This is a genomic window from Mesorhizobium sp. M7D.F.Ca.US.004.01.2.1 (assembly GCF_003997785.1).
GTDB classification, from domain to species: domain Bacteria; phylum Pseudomonadota; class Alphaproteobacteria; order Rhizobiales; family Rhizobiaceae; genus Mesorhizobium; species Mesorhizobium loti.
Window position 1 is genome coordinate 1 of sequence record NZ_RZRQ01000157.1, and the last position, 13,787, is coordinate 13,787.

The following is a 13,787-nucleotide window of genomic DNA, read 5'->3' on the forward strand; positions in this document are numbered from 1 at the left end:
TAGCGTTTCCAGCGGCTCGTCGGCAGTGAGCCCCGGCCCGTCGGTGGCGATCTCGAACAGAATGCCGTTCGGCTCGCGGAAATAGAGCGAGCGGAAATAATAGCGCTCGACTTCGCCGCTCGACGGCAGCCGGAACTCGGCCAGCCGGGCAGTCCATTGATGCAGCGTCTCCTGGTCCGGCGCCCTGAAGGCGACATGGTGAACCGCACCCGCCCCTTGCCGTGCCGGCGCCAGTCCCGGCTGCACCAGGACATGCAACTCCGCCGCCGGCCCACCCTCTCCCATTTCGAAGACGTGAACCTGGCCCTCCGGCGAGGCATAGTCGCGGGCCTTGCGCATGTTCATCACCTTGGTCACCACCGCCTCGGTGTTGGTGATGTCGGGAACGCTGATGACGATCGGCCCGAGCCCGCGAATCTGGTGCTCGGCCGGTACCGGACTTTGCGCCCAGGGATGGCTGCCGCCCCTGCCGCCATCGCTGACCAGGCGCAGACGCTGGCCTTCGGGGTCTTCGAAATCCAGACAGGGGTAGCCGCCGATGTCGGCGATCTCTCCTGTTACAATGCCTTCGTCTGCCAAGTGCTGCTTCCACCAGGCAAGGCTCTCCCGGCTGCCGACCCTGAGGCTGGTCCGCGCAATGGTGTGCGTGCCGCGCTTCTCGCGGCCAACCGGCCAGTCGAAGAAGGTAAGGTCGGTGCCCGGCGTCGCTTCACCGTCGGCATAGAAGAGGTGGTAGGCCGAGGTATCGTCCTGGTTCACCGTCTTCTTGACCAGCCGCAGGCCCAGGACCTTCGTATAGAAATGAAGATTGCCCGGCGCATTGGCGGTGATGGCGGTGAGATGGTGGATTCCTGTCAGTTGCAGGCTCATGGTCGTCTCCCTGGTTTTGGGGAAGAATTTTCTCCCTTCATATCAGAACTGCTGCACCATTGCTGAAGGCCGCGCATTCCGACAGTCCGTCGCCGGAAGCTGAACAACGGCGCCTCAATTAGGGTCGCTCCGGTGAACAATCGACATGAAGCAAGCCTGTGCCAACCACCGTCTGACGTCGTGAAAGAAGTATCCCCTTCCTGGCAAATACACCGGTCGGAATTATAGTCGCCGCCCTGCCATCCTCCTGACAGACTGCTGTCAGGAGGGGTGTGCGATAGTGTCTCCATCAGAGAGAGGAGACTAGCCATGAACGGTTCCACCATTCTGCGCGGCGTGCAGCACTATGTCGGCAAGATACGCACGATACGCAACGAGATCCGCACCCAACGGTTCATGAACTCGTTGCCGGCGGACATTCGCAAGGATATCGGCTGGCCGGACATGTATGCCGAACGTCGCTTCCGCGGCAATTGAGACGAATTTTTCGACACAGCGGTTGGATGTGGGCGCGTCAACGCCCAGATAACAGATCCGGTGCGTGAGGATGGGAGCGAGCTTATGCCCGAACAGAAGACAATCGGCTTCCTTTTCATCGAAGGTTTTGCCGACTGGGAGTATGGGCTGCTGGCGGCCTCGGCGGTCGAATGGTTCGGCGCCCGTGCCGTGTCGCTAACGCCTGATGGCAAGCCAGTGACCGGGATCAGCGGCTTTCGGCTGACGCCCGATCGATCGGGCGCGGCGGATGAGAATACCGATCTCGACGCCATCGCCGTCATCGGCTCCGACGAGTGGGCCGGCAAGGCACCGCCGGATGTCGCCGATCTGCTCAACGCTGTTGCATCGCGCGGCAGCGTGGTCGGCGGTATCTGCGCCGGCACGCTGGCATTGGCCCGCGCCAGCCTGTTCGAGAAAGCCAAACACACCAGCAATGGCCGTGACTGGATCAATGGTCATGAAGCCGGCTATGCCGGCGACAGCAACTACCAGGATGTGCCGTATGCCGTGACTGACGGCAAAATTGTTTCCGCGCCCGGTTCGGCACCAGGGACATTCGCGCTTGCCTTTCTGAAGACGCTCTATCCCGAAAGAGGCAGCGATCTCGCGCAGATGCGGACGCTGTTCGCCAAGGAGTATGCTGAAGCCTCCTGACAGTATGCTGTCAGGAGGAGCGTGCAATGGTGCAAGCCTCAGACACTGTGCATCGGCGGTCGAAAGGACGATCGATGAAGAGTTGGAACGACAGACTGAACACACCAGGCATCAACGGCGTGAAGCCGACGCCGCGCACGATGGCCGATGTCATCGAAGGCCAGCCGATGCTGGTGCCGACAGCGCGCCAGGTCGATGATTTCATCCGCTCGATTCCTGAAGGCGTCGAGATGGATGTGCGTGCGCTACGCACGGCGCTCGCCATCGAGCATGGCGCCGAAGTGACATGCCCGGTTACCATCGGCTACCATCTGCGCACCGTTGCCGAAGCCGCCAAAGAGGATTTGGAGCGCGGCATGATGTTGAGCGATGTGGCACCGTTTTGGCGCGTGCTCGATGCGAAAACGCCGACGACGAAGAAACTTTCCTTCGGCGCGGCGTTTATTGTCGCGCAACGCAAGCGCGAAGGGCTGAAACCATGATGCATGCCACCCAAAAGCGTTCTGCGGTTTTGGGATAACGGCATGCGCAAAACACGATGAGCACCGCCTAAAAGTGTTCTGCGGTTTTGGGCGACATGAAAAGAAACAACGCCGAGGGACCATACGATGCGCCGCGCCGACAGGCTCTTCCAGATCGTGCAGCATCTGCGCGGTGGCCGTTTGGTCACTGCCCAGAAGCTCGGCACGTGGCTCGAGGTTTCCGAGCGAACCATCTACCGCGACATTGCCGACCTGCAGTCGACAGGGGTGCCGATCGACGGCGAGGCCGGCGTTGGCTACATGATGAGGGAGGGTTTCGACCTTCCGCCGCTGATGTTCACGCGTGACGAGATCGTTGCGCTGGTCGCCGGCGCCCGCATGGTGCGCGCCTTTGGCGGTGCTGCCATGGCGCGCGCCGCCGAAGAGGCGCTGGTCAAGATCGGCGCCGTGCTGCCCGATGCCGAAAAAGACCGTATCGCCCGTACCGAAATCCACACGCCGATGTGGGTGGTCAGCGACGCCGCGCGCGAGGCGATCGACCTGATCGAGCGTGCTGTCGAAAAGCGCCAAGTGCTGACCATCGACTATTCCGACGAGGCCGGGCGCGGCACCGCCCGCGATATCCGCCCGCTTGGCCTGTGGTTCTGGGGCAAGGTGTGGACGCTGGTCGCCTGGTGCGAGATGCGCGACGATTTTCGCGCCTTCCGCATCGATCGCATCGCCTCCGTGGTCATCGCCGGCCACATCTTCAAACCGGAGCGCGGCAAGCAGCTTGCCGACTTCTACCGGGCGGTGGAGCGCAGCGAGGATTATGGCATGGCGCCGGATCGCGCCGCGCGGACCTGAGACCCGACGCACCCACAAAAAAGCCCGCTCGAAGCGGGCTTTTTTTCTTGGAATGCCGGACAACCTTACTCGTCGTCATCATTGTCCGTGTTCTTCGACTTCAGCGCCGAGAGCTTGGCGAACACGGCGTTGGCGTCGAGTTCGGCATCCTCGTCCTTCGGCTTCTCGGGAGCCGGCACCAGCCGCTCGGTCAGGGCCGCCGGCAGCAGCGTGTCACCGACCGGCTGCGCCTGTTCGCGACCGCGCGAGGCGCGGTTGACTTCCATGTCGAGGTCGATCTGCGAGGAAAGGCCCAGCGTCACCGGGTCCATCGGCTGCAGATTGGCCGAGTTCCAGTGCTTGCGTTCGCGGATCTGCTCGATCGTCGACTTGGTGGTGCCGACGAGGCGCGAGATCTGTGCGTCCTTGAGCTCGGGATGGTTGCGCACCAGCCAGAGAATGGCATTCGGCCGGTCCTGCCGCTTCGACAGCGGCGTATAGCGCGGACCCTTGCGCTTGGATTCGGGCACCCGGACCTTGGGGTCGGAAAGCTTCAGGCGCTGGTTCGGATCCTTCTCGGCACGCGCGATCTCGTCGCGGGTCAGCTGGCCGGTCATGATCGGGTCCATGCCCTTGATACCTTGCGCCGATTCGCCGTCGGCGATCGCCTTGACCTCGAGCGGATGCAGCCCGCAGAACTGCGCAATCTGCTCGAAGGAAAGCGCGGTGTTGTCAACCAGCCAGACGGCGGTCGCCTTGGGCATCAGCAGCGTATTGGCCATTTAAAAATCCTTCTCGTTCGCCCGCGTTCCCGCGCGGGCGGTGGTTTAGAGCCACCAAAATGGGAAATTCGCGGTCTGTATAACCGCTCTCTTGCCGTTTCGCAACGTTTTTGGAAGCAATCGCCGGAAGCTGCGGGGCCTTGCCGAAACGGTTCCGCACTCTTGAGCAGAACGACAAGCTGGCTTTGCTGGCGGGTTCCGGTCTTGGCAAAGATCCGTTCGAGACAAGTGCACCCGGTCTTGGCGGGATGTTGGAGCTTGCCGCTGCTTCCATCAGGGTTCGCCCTTGTGAAAGCGCCCGAGCCAAGATGCCATGCTGAAAACTGAGGTCAATCCTGCTCGATGATCGGCATCGGTTGAGACCGTCGTCGATCATCCCGGCCCTAAAACGACAAAACCCGCCAGACTGGGTCCAGCGGGCTCGGAACCGCGACGAAAGTCGTCTGATGCGGCTCTGGCTTCTACGGCTTGGTCCGCCGGAGCGGACCAGACCTGGCTTTAGATGGCCTTGCGGGCGATCTTTTCGATGTCGGCGCGGTTGATGCCGAGATCGCTGAGCTGACGTGCGTTGAGACGGTTCAGTTCGCGGACGGTCTCGGTGTACATACGCCAGTTACGGAAAGCGCGGATCGGGTTCATGGTAGTCCTCCAGAATGATGTTCGTTTCGATGGTGCTCAAATAGGCGTCATCGATGAGGACTTGAATGGCCGATTTTGCATAGCAATGATGCAAATGCTGCATTGCAGCATTAAGCTTCTGTTCATCTTGTAGGCAGCCGCGGAGGCGGACCTCGCTCGCTCGGCCTGCAGGCCGAGCGAGCGATGCCGCTGTCAGCCGACGTCGAGCACGATCTTGCCGATATGCTCACCCTCTTCCATGCGCTCATGCGCCCGCCAGGCCTCGCTGAGCGGGAAGATCATGTCCATGACGGGAGCCACCTTGCGGGTGCCGAGCAACGGCCACACCTGCGCTTCCAGCGCCGCCGCGATCGCCGCCTTGAACTCGACGGTGCGTGGCCTCAGCGTTGAGCCAGTGTGGGTAAGCCGCTTGACCATGATCTTCGAAAAGTCCGCGCTTGCGACAGCGCCGCCTTGCACGGCGATCTGGACGATGCGGCCTTCGACCGCCGCCGCCTCGTAGTTTCGCTCGACATAGGAGCCGCCGACCATATCGAGGATGACATTGGCGCCCTTGCCCCCAGTCGCTTCCTTGACCGCGGCGACGAAATCCTCGTCACGATAATTGATCGCCCGGTCGGCGCCGATCTTCAGGCAGGCGTCGCACTTCTCCTTGCTGCCGGCGGTGGTGATGACATAGGCGCCGAAGGCCGAGGCAAGCTGGATTGCGGTGGTGCCGATGCCGGACGAGCCGCCATGGACGAGCAGCGTTTCGCCGCGCTTCAGGCCGCCGCGCTCGAACACATTGTGCCAGACGGTAAAATAGTTTTCCGGCACGGCCGCGGCTTCCGTGTGGGTGAAGCCGGCCGGCAGCGGCAGCACGCTGCCGGCATGAACCTTGACATATTCGGCATAGCCGCCGCCGGGCGTCAGCGCGCAGACACGGTCGCCGATGCGCCAGCGCGATATGTCGTCGCCAAGGGCCGCCACTTCGCCCGAGACCTCGAGGCCCGGCAGGTCCGACGCGCCGGGCGGCGGCGGATAGGCGCCCTTGCGCTGCTGGACATCGGGCCGGTTGACGCCGGCGGCATGCACCTTGATCAGGATCTCGCCGGCACCCGGCTGCGGCACGTCGCGCGTTTCCGGCTTCAGCACCCGTGGGCCACCCGGCACCGAGATCGCGATGGCCGTCATTCTTGCTGGAATTTTCTGTCCGCTCGCCATGAGATTTCCCGTCTTTTCTCGCCGTTATCCGACCGGCTGTTTGCATCGACGCCCCTGCCCTATGTATGCTGATTGCCAAATCAGGCAAATGGCCAATCTGGTCTTGGCGGAGGAGGAGCGACGATGGCGATCTTCGACGACGAACCCAAGAAGAAGGCTCGCCCGCACGAGATCGGGCAGGACCTGTCCCTGCTTTCCGTTGGCGAGCTGTCGGAACGCATCGGCATCCTGCGCGACGAGATCGCCAGGTTGGAGGCCGAGCTCAAGGCCAAGGACAACACCAAATCGGCGGCCGAAGCACTGTTCCGTCGCGGATAGCAGCGCGGGCGCAAAGAGCCCGCCGCCGAAAAGCCCGAATGCGACTGTCTTCAGACCCAGCGCCCCGCCACACTCGAGCCGGATCAAACAATGTTCGCAACCTACCGACCGATCCTCTCGCTGCTTCGCGGCACCGCCTTCCTGCTCGCGGCGTCCGGATTGCACGGGTTGCTCTTGCCGCTGCGCGGTCAGCTGGAAGGCTTCTCGACCGCATCGCTCGGCCTGATGGGCACGGCCTGGGCCGGTGGCTTCGTCACCGGCTGTTTCTTCGCGCCGCGCATCGTGCGCCGCGCAGGCCATGTGCGCGCCTTCGGTGCGTTTGCCGCATCCGGCGCCATCGTGGCGCTGCTCACCGGACTGATCATCGACGAATATGTCTGGATCCTGCTGCGCGCCTTCACCGGCTTCACCATGGCCGGGGCCTTCATGGTCATCGAAAGCTGGCTGAACGAGAAGGCCACCAACGAGAACCGCGGCACCGTCTTCGGCCTCTACATGATGGTCACCTATGCCTCGATCATGGGCGGGCAGATGATCGTCGCCGGCGGCGATGTGAAATCGGCGTCGCTGTTCATGATCACCGGCATCCTGTTTTGCCTGTCGCTCATTCCAACCGCGGTCTCGAGCGCCTCCCACCCCAAGCCGCTGCAGGATGTTTCGCTCGACGTCAAAGGCCTTTATGCCAACTCGCCGGTGTCGGCGGTCGCTTGCGTGTTGATCGGCATCGCCAACGGCGCCTGGGGCACGCTTGGCGCGGTTTACGGCGCCCGCATCGGCATTTCCACGGCCGAGATCGCCCTGATGATGAGCCTTGTGGTTGTTGCCGGCGCCGCCATGCAGCTTCCGGCCGGACGCCTGTCCGACAAGACCGACCGGCGTTTCGTGCTGGCGGGGGCGGCTTTCGGCGCGGCCTTGTTCGCGCTCTTGATCTTCCTGTTCGAGCCACGCTCCAGCATTTTCGTTATCGTCTTCACCGCAGCCTATGGCGCCTTCGCCTACACGCTCTATTCGATCGCCGTGGCCCATGCCAACGACCACGCGCGCTCGGAGGATTTCGTCAAGGTGTCGGGCGGCCTGCTTCTGCTCTACGGCTTCGGCACGATGATCGGCCCCTTGCTGGCCGCCGCCCTGATGGGCTGGATGCGCCCGGAAGGCTTGTTTCTCGCGACCGCCTTCGCGCATCTTTGCCTGGCGGGCTATACGCTGCTGCGCATCAGCCGCCGCGCGCCGGTGCCGATCGGCGACCGTGATGCCTTCAAGACGCAGCCGGCCGACCGCTCAGTTACCCCCGAAGCATTGCGGCTTGATCCCAGAAGAAAAGCAGAAGCAGACGGTTGAGATTCGAAAGGCTTTGCCTCACTAATACAGGCATGATGTTTTCCGACGCCTTCATGGCGATTGCCGACCCCAACCGGCGCCATCTTTTGGAAGAACTTCGCCGCGGCCCGAAAACCGTCACCGAGCTAGCCGCCGGCTTGCCGGTCTCACGTCCGGCCGTGTCGCAACATCTGAAAGTGCTGCTCGATGCCGGCCTGGTCCACGCCAAGCCGGAAGGAACAAGGCGGGTCTATACGGTGAGCAACACCGGCTTCCTCAAACTCAACATCTGGCTCGATCAGTTCTGGGAAGCCTGACCCGTTCGGCCAGCCGCAACACGCGCCGCGCACCTCACGCTTCCTTGCGCAAGAATGCGCCGAGCGCGTCGAGCAGCTCGCCCGTGCCATGTTCGCGCGTGGATGACGTGTCATGGCCGTCGAAGAAAGCGCCCTGCTCAGTCAGCACCAGCCGCGTGCCCTTGCCCTCGGCAAGAATTTCGATCGTGGCCAGCGATACCGATACGCGGATATCGCCAAACAACAGCTCGTAGCTATAGACGATACGCCGGTTCGGCACGATGTCCTGATAGACCGCGTTGTAAAAATGCATCTGCCCGTCGCTCGGGCAGCCGGCATTGACCTCTTTGCCGCCGACGCGGAAGTCCATCTCGTGCCGGCTCGGCATCGGATTGTCGGGGTCGGCGAACCAGCGTCGCTTGGCGGCCGGATCGCTCAGCGCGAAGTAGACTCTTGCGGGCGCCGAAGGGTAGCTGCGCTCGATGACAAAGGTGGAATGGACGACGGAACGTTGGGTCATGATTGCCTCCTTCAGGTCTCATCCTTGGTTTCCGCGAGAAAATCACCGAGCCGGTCAAGCCGAAGTTCCCAGGCGAGACGCCGCTCATTGATCCAATGCTCTGCCGCTCTCAATGCCGTCGGCTCGATTTGGCAGGTGCGCACCCGGCCAAGCTTTTGCGTGCGCACGAGGCCGCTTGCCTCCAAAAGATTCAGGTGCTGGACGACAGCCGACAGCGACATCGCCAGCGGCTCGGCCAACTGGCTGACCGAAGCAGGGCCGCGCGACAGCCGGTCGACCATCTGTCGCCGCGCCGGATCGGCGAGCGCCTGGAACATCCGGTCGAGCTGGGCAGGATCGTGCAGCATTGCGATCAGCCGTTGTTGTAGGGGAAGAACTTGAAGTAGGGCTGCGCCTCCTCGATCACCCGGGCGAAAGAAGGCCGCTGCACCAGGCGGTCGTGATAGCGCTTCATGGCCGGATAATTGTCGCCGAACGGCTCGACCTTGTTGGCATAGAAAAGCGCGGGGGACGCCGCACAATCGGCCATGGTGAAGGTGTCGCCCATCGCCCAGGTCTTCGACTGCATGTCCTGCTCGATGATGGCGTAGGAATTGCGCAGCTGATCGCGGGCCTGCTCGACGCCGAATGGATCGGTCTTGTCGTCGGGGCGCAACCGGTCGCCGACGATCTTCTGCATCGGCTCCTGCACATAGAAATCATAGAAGCGATCGGCCTGGCGGACTGCCAGCGCCAGGTCGATATCGGCCGGCACGAGGTCGACCGGCCCCGGATAGTGCGCGGCCAGATATTCGACGACGATGGTCGATTCCAGCACCGTGCGGTCGCGCGCATCGTCGCGCAACGCCGGCATCTTGCCGGTCGGCGAAATCTTCAGGAAGGCCGCGCGCGACTCTGCATCGCCGAGATCGACGATGGCAGGCGTGAACGGCGTGGCGTTCTCATACAACGCGATCAATGGCTTCCAGCAGAAGGAGGCCAGCGGATGGAAATGAATCGTCAGGGACATTTTTCGCTCGTCTGTTTGGTGGTTCGTCGGTGGCCGATACACGGCTTACCGGAGCCAATACTCAAGCATTCACTTAACTATTGCGACAGGCGCCGTCCGTCAAGACCCGCCTGTGCCGCCTCAGCTGGCTTGGATGTGAGCAACGATTGCCGCGGATATCTCCGGCCAATCGTCCGGATGCAGCTCATGGCCGCCGCCTTCGATGTGGATGAGTTTTGCGCCAATGACCGCCTCGGCCAGCGCCTCGCCATGTTCGACCGGAAAGATCGGATCCGCCGTGCCGTGGATGACCAGCAGCGGAGCCTCCATCTCGTGAAGGCGGCCCTTCCATGCGGCGCCGCCTTTGAGCATGAAATGGTTGGTCGCGCTCAGGAAGCCGCCGGAGCGGTCGTAATCCTGCTCAATGAAAGCCCGCGTCCCGGCCTCGTCGAATGGATGCGCGATGCTGGCGATCGCCCGCGCATCCCTGACGATGAAATCGACCACCTGGCCATGGTCCGACCAGTCGACTTTGGCCCCTTCGGCCGAATGCTCGGTATAGGCATCGCTCGTTTGCGGCAGATGCGAGGTGTCGGTTCCCACGGGCGAGCTGCTAATGACGGTCAGCGATGCGACGCGGGAGGGATGCTTGAGCGCCACAAACTGTGCAATCATGCCGCCCATCGACATGCCGACGACATGCGCCTTGTCGATGCCGTGGTCGTCGAGAACATGCATTGCATCGTCCGCCATGTCGTCGAATGTGTAGGGCGGCTCGCCCGGCTTGTATTTGGTCGAGCGGCCGGTATCGCGATTGTCATAGCGGATCACGAACAGGCCGGCCTCAGTCAGTTTCCGGCACAGCGCCTCCGGCCACCAGAGCATCGAGGCCATGGCTCCCATGATCAGCAAAAGCGGCGGGTTCGCCGGGTCGCCAAAGGCTTCGGATATGATTTCGGGGCGTTCGATCGTCGTCATGGCGCGGCTTCCTCTCTGCAAAACTGATTGCATTTAGCAATCGGTTGCACGATAATAAAACTGATACGATAATGCAACCGGTTTTGGAGAAATCTCATGAGCATGGATCGCCGGTCCGGATGCCCGATCAACCTGTCGCTGGAAGTGTTCGGCGACCGCTGGAGCCTGATCATCCTTCGCGACATGATCTTCGGCGGCAGGCGCCATTTTCGCGAGATGCTCAACGGATCGATGGAAGGCATTGCCTCCAACATCCTCGCCGACCGGCTGAAGCGCCTGATGGAGCTGGGCATGCTGACCAAGGCCGATGATCCCTCGCACAAGCAGAAGGCGATCTACAGCCTGACCGAGATGGCGATCACGCTGGTCCCTATCCTGGCCCATCTCGGCGCCTGGGGCCGCGTCTGGCTGCCGGTCAGCGACGAACTGTCGATCCGCGCCGAACTTCTGGAAAAGGGCGGACAGCCGATGTGGGACAAATTCATGGACGAGTTGCGCCACGAACATCTCGGCATGCCGCTCGATACGATGTCTGGCCCTTCTGTCCGCGCGACCCTGCAGGCCGCCTATGAGGCGGTGGTCGCCAGCAAGACCCTCGCCGCCAGCACGGCCGCGTAACCAACTTATTTTCCCGTTTTGGGGCCGGCTCTGCTAGAAGAGGCGGAAAATCACATTTTACGGGATTGGATAAGGTCTTGGTTGAAAACTCTCGGGATGCTGCCCGCGCGCGCGCCGACCTGCGTTTCAAGAAGCAGGAAGAGGCGGCAACCGTCCGCCAGAAGGCGATGGCCGAATACGTCGCCGAGAGCGACGCCCGCCAGGCCAAGACCAACAAGTTGCGGGCGCTCCGTCTCGCCAAGGAAGCGGAAGATCTCGCCAACGCGCCGGCGGCGCCCGCCAAGAAGCCGGCCCGCGCCAAGAAAAAATAGACCAGCCACGCCTGGAGCCAGACAAGCGTCAAGGCCTATCCGCATGGTGTCGGCAAAGGCCGCTTTCCATCCCGCCTCTTCACGCGAAGCAATTTCAACCGAAACCGGGATGTTATCTCGCCCGTTGACGGTCAATGATCGACGCGTTTCAAACAGGAGACCGCCATGACCGCACTGCCGCTCGAAAAAGCTAGGCAAATCATCGATGCTGCCTTTGCCAAGGGCGCCGATCTCAAGCTCAAGCCGCTCGGCGTCTCGGTGCTCGATGCCGGCGGGCATCTGGTCGCCTTCCAGCGCCAGGACGGCGCCTCGTTCCTGCGCCCGCAAATGTCGGCCGGCAAGGCCTACGGCGCGCTCGCCATCGGCATGGGCTCGCGCAAAGTCGAGGCCTTCGCCAAGGAGCGCCCGCATCTCGTCGCTGGCATCTCGGACGTGTCGGGCGGACGCGTGCTGCCGGTCGTCGGCGGCGTGCTGATCCGCGACAAGGCCGGCGCCATCATCGGCGCCGTCGGCATTTCAGGCGACACGTCGGACAATGACGAAGCGGCGGCAATCGCCGGCATCGAGGCAGCCGGCTTTACCGCCGATCCGGGCTGAGCGCTGGCGTCGGCGCCGGCTCTAATTCAGATTGATGTCTCTGCTGGCCGACCGCATCGACACCGCGAATCCGGCCAGCACATCGAACAGCGCGATGACCATCAGCGTGAAGAAGACGGAGTGGGCGGCGCCCTTCACCAGCAGGAACTCGACCAGGAACGCCACGAAGACCAGCGTCGACAGAAGGTGGTCCATGATCGAGGCATTGGTCGTGCGCACCGACTTCGCCATTTCGAGGAACAGGAAGATCAGCCCAATCAGCACCATCAGATCGCCAAGCGTCATCGAGAACACGCCGCCCGACATCATGCTGAACGAGAAGACCTCGCTCGCCCACGGATCGTCACCGCTGCCGAATATTCCCAGCAGTCCGAGATTGTAGAGCACGAAAGGCACGATCAGCAGCGGAATGGCACCGAACATCTGGCGTCTCCATGTGGGGGCAATCCTTTGTAGAATGCGCCACAGGCACGCCGTCAAGATGTTTCGGTAGCAGCCCTGAACACGGTCGAAGACCGCACGCAACAACCATGTCAGCCGGTTGCTCGGCTGGAGAGCTGCGACGATTGCCGCCCACGCTTCGAGATGCGCGCCACCCGGCCCCCAAACGCAAAAGGACCGGCCACTGGCCGGTCCTTTTGTAATTCAAACCTTTGGAAAAGCTGGTCTCAGCTTTCCTTGGGCGTCAACACCTGACGGCCGCGATACATGCCGGTCTTCAGGTCGATGTGGTGCGGACGGCGCATTTCGCCGGAATTCTTGTCCTCGACATAGGTCGGGGCCTTGAGAGCGTCGGCCGAGCGGCGCATGCCGCGCTTGGACGGAGAGGTTTTTCGTTTCGGAACGGCCATGGATATGCTCCATTACATGGTCAAAAAGCCCCGCCCGCCCTCGTGAAAGGGCCATGTCGGGGCCGGAATCTGAGAAAGTCGGGTGCCTATACACGCCCTGTGCCGTTTTGGCCAGCACTGCCGCGAATTTTTTTGAGTTGTCTAGCGGAGACAACCGACATAGGCGCCCGAACGACCAGCCCGGCGCTCGATGAGGTTGGCGAGTCTTCTCAGGCCCGGCCCGGGTTTGGCCGGGTTGCGGGCGATCGGATTTGGCAAGGAAACGGCCAAAAGTGCAGCCTGCCGTCGCGACAGCTGTTTTGCCGAAACGCCGAAATGATGCTGTGCCGCGGCCTCGATGCCGTAGATGCCCGGCCCCCACTCGGCGATGTTGAGATAGATTTCCATGATGCGCCGTTTCGACATCACCGCATCGAAATAGACGGCCAGCGGCAGTTCGACCACCTTGCGCACCGAGCCCAGCGGCCGTGACCAGAGAAACAGGTTCTTGACCGTCTGCATGGTGATGGTCGAGGCACCGCGCGTTGCTTCGCCGGCCAGCGCGTCGTCGACGACGCCCCGCAGCTCGCCGAGATCGACGCCACGATGGAAGCAGAACTGCCCGTCCTCCGACATGATGACGGAATTGGCCAGCACCGGCGACACATCGTCGATCGACACCCAGCGGCGGTCATAACCGGAGAACGTCGCCAGGTCCTTCAGCATAAGCGTCGAGACCGGATGCACGAAGGATGGCAGATAGAGGAACGTCAGCACGACCGGAATCAAAGCCAGCACCGCGGCCACGACGATGCCGCGCCGGACCCAGCGCTTGAGACCGCGGCGGTTTACGCCTCGCGATCTCGTCGCCATGTCCAGCTTTTCGGTTTCATGATCGACGATCGGTTCCGCCAAGCCGCCCAACCCGTGCCAGAGAGCTCGTTTTGAAACTCGCTCCTGTGAGTCATATGACGGTGTTTTCGAGAACCGGAGCGGAGCGTACATTTGAGTACGTGAGCGCCGGAAGCGCAGAAAACGCGTTCAGATGACCGCAGGAGTAG

At 62.4% G+C, this 13,787-nt stretch carries 21 protein-coding genes; 10 read left to right on the forward strand and 11 right to left on the reverse strand.

Going from position 1 to position 13,787, the window contains the following annotated elements; all coding sequences use genetic code 11:
• On the reverse strand, positions 1–870 hold an 870-nt coding region (locus EN993_RS20535), incomplete at its 3' end, for a VOC family protein (RefSeq protein WP_127264659.1).
• Between the two features lie 309 nt (positions 871–1,179).
• Between EN993_RS20535 and EN993_RS20540 the strand changes: the two genes are divergently transcribed.
• The 4 genes from EN993_RS20540 to EN993_RS20555 all read left to right on the forward strand — a co-directional run bounded on the left by EN993_RS20540 (position 1,180) and on the right by EN993_RS20555 (position 3,350).
• The gene (locus tag EN993_RS20540; protein ID WP_109665021.1) at positions 1,180–1,347 is read left to right on the forward strand and encodes a hypothetical protein; all 168 of its coding nucleotides are present in this window, start codon (positions 1,180–1,182) and stop codon (positions 1,345–1,347) included.
• A gap of 84 nt (positions 1,348–1,431) precedes the next feature.
• Positions 1,432–2,022 (forward strand): DJ-1/PfpI family protein, encoded by a 591-nt coding sequence (locus EN993_RS20545; protein ID WP_127264660.1) that lies wholly within the window; start codon positions 1,432–1,434, stop codon positions 2,020–2,022.
• Positions 2,023–2,096: 74 nt separating this feature from the next.
• The gene (locus tag EN993_RS20550) at positions 2,097–2,504 is read left to right on the forward strand and encodes a hypothetical protein (protein WP_109665012.1); all 408 of its coding nucleotides are present in this window, start codon (positions 2,097–2,099) and stop codon (positions 2,502–2,504) included.
• 126 nt (positions 2,505–2,630) lie between these two features.
• Positions 2,631–3,350 (forward strand): YafY family protein, encoded by a 720-nt coding sequence (locus EN993_RS20555; RefSeq protein ID WP_109665008.1) that lies wholly within the window; start codon positions 2,631–2,633, stop codon positions 3,348–3,350.
• 65 nt (positions 3,351–3,415) lie between these two features.
• Here the strand turns inward: EN993_RS20555 and EN993_RS20560 are convergent, their stop codons facing one another.
• The 3 genes from EN993_RS20560 to EN993_RS20575 form a co-directional block, all read right to left on the reverse strand.
• Complete coding sequence (locus EN993_RS20560; protein ID WP_109665005.1) at positions 3,416–4,111, reverse strand: DUF1013 domain-containing protein; 696 nt, start codon at positions 4,109–4,111, stop codon at positions 3,416–3,418.
• Between the two features lie 498 nt (positions 4,112–4,609).
• Complete coding sequence (locus tag EN993_RS20570; RefSeq protein WP_091578925.1) at positions 4,610–4,750, reverse strand: DUF1127 domain-containing protein; 141 nt, start codon at positions 4,748–4,750, stop codon at positions 4,610–4,612.
• Positions 4,751–4,942: 192 nt separating this feature from the next.
• Positions 4,943–5,953, reverse strand: a complete 1,011-nt coding sequence (locus EN993_RS20575; protein ID WP_127264661.1) for an NAD(P)H-quinone oxidoreductase — start codon at positions 5,951–5,953, stop codon at positions 4,943–4,945.
• Between the two features lie 123 nt (positions 5,954–6,076).
• Between EN993_RS20575 and EN993_RS20580 the strand changes: the two genes are divergently transcribed.
• The 3 genes from EN993_RS20580 to EN993_RS20590 all read left to right on the forward strand — a co-directional run bounded on the left by EN993_RS20580 (position 6,077) and on the right by EN993_RS20590 (position 7,905).
• Positions 6,077–6,271, forward strand: a complete 195-nt coding sequence (locus EN993_RS20580) for a DUF1192 domain-containing protein (protein ID WP_027047479.1) — start codon at positions 6,077–6,079, stop codon at positions 6,269–6,271.
• A 90-nt stretch (positions 6,272–6,361) separates the two neighbouring features.
• The gene (locus tag EN993_RS20585; RefSeq protein WP_127264662.1) at positions 6,362–7,609 is read left to right on the forward strand and encodes an MFS transporter; all 1,248 of its coding nucleotides are present in this window, start codon (positions 6,362–6,364) and stop codon (positions 7,607–7,609) included.
• A 32-nt stretch (positions 7,610–7,641) separates the two neighbouring features.
• Positions 7,642–7,905, forward strand: a complete 264-nt coding sequence (locus EN993_RS20590) for a metalloregulator ArsR/SmtB family transcription factor (RefSeq protein WP_109664997.1) — start codon at positions 7,642–7,644, stop codon at positions 7,903–7,905.
• Between the two features lie 34 nt (positions 7,906–7,939).
• On the opposite strand, the gene EN993_RS20595 is transcribed toward EN993_RS20590, so the two are convergent.
• From EN993_RS20595 to EN993_RS20610, 4 genes are all read right to left on the reverse strand, one after another.
• Positions 7,940–8,404 (reverse strand): SRPBCC family protein, encoded by a 465-nt coding sequence (locus EN993_RS20595; RefSeq protein WP_127264663.1) that lies wholly within the window; start codon positions 8,402–8,404, stop codon positions 7,940–7,942.
• Positions 8,405–8,415: 11 nt separating this feature from the next.
• Entirely contained in the window at positions 8,416–8,751 is a 336-nt protein-coding gene (locus EN993_RS20600) for a metalloregulator ArsR/SmtB family transcription factor (RefSeq protein ID WP_127264664.1), read from the reverse strand.
• A 5-nt stretch (positions 8,752–8,756) separates the two neighbouring features.
• Positions 8,757–9,413, reverse strand: a complete 657-nt coding sequence (locus tag EN993_RS20605) for a glutathione S-transferase family protein (RefSeq protein WP_109664988.1) — start codon at positions 9,411–9,413, stop codon at positions 8,757–8,759.
• A gap of 120 nt (positions 9,414–9,533) precedes the next feature.
• Positions 9,534–10,370, reverse strand: coding sequence for an alpha/beta hydrolase (locus EN993_RS20610; protein WP_109664984.1), 837 nt, complete (start codon positions 10,368–10,370; stop codon positions 9,534–9,536).
• 96 nt (positions 10,371–10,466) lie between these two features.
• Between EN993_RS20610 and EN993_RS20615 the strand changes: the two genes are divergently transcribed.
• The 3 genes from EN993_RS20615 (at position 10,467) to EN993_RS20625 (ending at position 11,896) form a co-directional block, all read left to right on the forward strand.
• Positions 10,467–10,988 (forward strand): helix-turn-helix domain-containing protein, encoded by a 522-nt coding sequence (locus EN993_RS20615; RefSeq protein ID WP_127264665.1) that lies wholly within the window; start codon positions 10,467–10,469, stop codon positions 10,986–10,988.
• 77 nt (positions 10,989–11,065) lie between these two features.
• The gene (locus EN993_RS20620) at positions 11,066–11,299 is read left to right on the forward strand and encodes a hypothetical protein (protein ID WP_023810948.1); all 234 of its coding nucleotides are present in this window, start codon (positions 11,066–11,068) and stop codon (positions 11,297–11,299) included.
• A gap of 165 nt (positions 11,300–11,464) precedes the next feature.
• Entirely contained in the window at positions 11,465–11,896 is a 432-nt protein-coding gene (locus EN993_RS20625; RefSeq protein ID WP_023810947.1) for a heme-binding protein, read from the forward strand.
• Between the two features lie 21 nt (positions 11,897–11,917).
• On the opposite strand, the gene EN993_RS20630 is transcribed toward EN993_RS20625, so the two are convergent.
• The 3 genes from EN993_RS20630 to EN993_RS20640 form a co-directional block, all read right to left on the reverse strand.
• The gene (locus tag EN993_RS20630; protein ID WP_013529226.1) at positions 11,918–12,319 is read right to left on the reverse strand and encodes a hypothetical protein; all 402 of its coding nucleotides are present in this window, start codon (positions 12,317–12,319) and stop codon (positions 11,918–11,920) included.
• Positions 12,320–12,564: 245 nt separating this feature from the next.
• Positions 12,565–12,747 carry a 50S ribosomal protein L32 gene (gene rpmF, locus EN993_RS20635; protein WP_008834724.1) on the reverse strand — a complete coding sequence of 61 codons (183 nt, stop codon included), beginning with the start codon at positions 12,745–12,747 and terminating at the stop codon, positions 12,565–12,567.
• Between the two features lie 141 nt (positions 12,748–12,888).
• Positions 12,889–13,650 (reverse strand): transglycosylase domain-containing protein, encoded by a 762-nt coding sequence (locus EN993_RS20640; RefSeq protein ID WP_109665474.1) that lies wholly within the window; start codon positions 13,648–13,650, stop codon positions 12,889–12,891.
• Positions 13,651–13,787: the final 137 nt, after the last annotated feature.

Coding starts and splice junctions, on each gene's coding strand:
- EN993_RS20545 (WP_127264660.1), top strand. CDS start 1,432: ATGCCCGAACAGAAGACAATCGGCTTCCTTTTCATCGAAGGTTTTGCC.
- EN993_RS20600 (WP_127264664.1), bottom strand. CDS start 8,751: ATGCTGCACGATCCTGCCCAGCTCGACCGGATGTTCCAGGCGCTCGCC.
- EN993_RS20540 (WP_109665021.1), top strand. CDS start 1,180: ATGAACGGTTCCACCATTCTGCGCGGCGTGCAGCACTATGTCGGCAAG.
- EN993_RS20590 (WP_109664997.1), top strand. CDS start 7,642: ATGATGTTTTCCGACGCCTTCATGGCGATTGCCGACCCCAACCGGCGC.
- rpmF (WP_008834724.1), bottom strand. CDS start 12,747: ATGGCCGTTCCGAAACGAAAAACCTCTCCGTCCAAGCGCGGCATGCGC.
- EN993_RS20610 (WP_109664984.1), bottom strand. CDS start 10,370: ATGACGACGATCGAACGCCCCGAAATCATATCCGAAGCCTTTGGCGAC.
- EN993_RS20625 (WP_023810947.1), top strand. CDS start 11,465: ATGACCGCACTGCCGCTCGAAAAAGCTAGGCAAATCATCGATGCTGCC.
- EN993_RS20550 (WP_109665012.1), top strand. CDS start 2,097: ATGAAGAGTTGGAACGACAGACTGAACACACCAGGCATCAACGGCGTG.
- EN993_RS20595 (WP_127264663.1), bottom strand. CDS start 8,404: ATGACCCAACGTTCCGTCGTCCATTCCACCTTTGTCATCGAGCGCAGC.
- EN993_RS20630 (WP_013529226.1), bottom strand. CDS start 12,319: ATGTTCGGTGCCATTCCGCTGCTGATCGTGCCTTTCGTGCTCTACAAT.
- EN993_RS20560 (WP_109665005.1), bottom strand. CDS start 4,111: ATGGCCAATACGCTGCTGATGCCCAAGGCGACCGCCGTCTGGCTGGTT.
- EN993_RS20570 (WP_091578925.1), bottom strand. CDS start 4,750: ATGAACCCGATCCGCGCTTTCCGTAACTGGCGTATGTACACCGAGACC.
- EN993_RS20605 (WP_109664988.1), bottom strand. CDS start 9,413: ATGTCCCTGACGATTCATTTCCATCCGCTGGCCTCCTTCTGCTGGAAG.
- EN993_RS20580 (WP_027047479.1), top strand. CDS start 6,077: ATGGCGATCTTCGACGACGAACCCAAGAAGAAGGCTCGCCCGCACGAG.
- EN993_RS20615 (WP_127264665.1), top strand. CDS start 10,467: ATGAGCATGGATCGCCGGTCCGGATGCCCGATCAACCTGTCGCTGGAA.
- EN993_RS20555 (WP_109665008.1), top strand. CDS start 2,631: ATGCGCCGCGCCGACAGGCTCTTCCAGATCGTGCAGCATCTGCGCGGT.
- EN993_RS20585 (WP_127264662.1), top strand. CDS start 6,362: ATGTTCGCAACCTACCGACCGATCCTCTCGCTGCTTCGCGGCACCGCC.
- EN993_RS20575 (WP_127264661.1), bottom strand. CDS start 5,953: ATGGCGAGCGGACAGAAAATTCCAGCAAGAATGACGGCCATCGCGATC.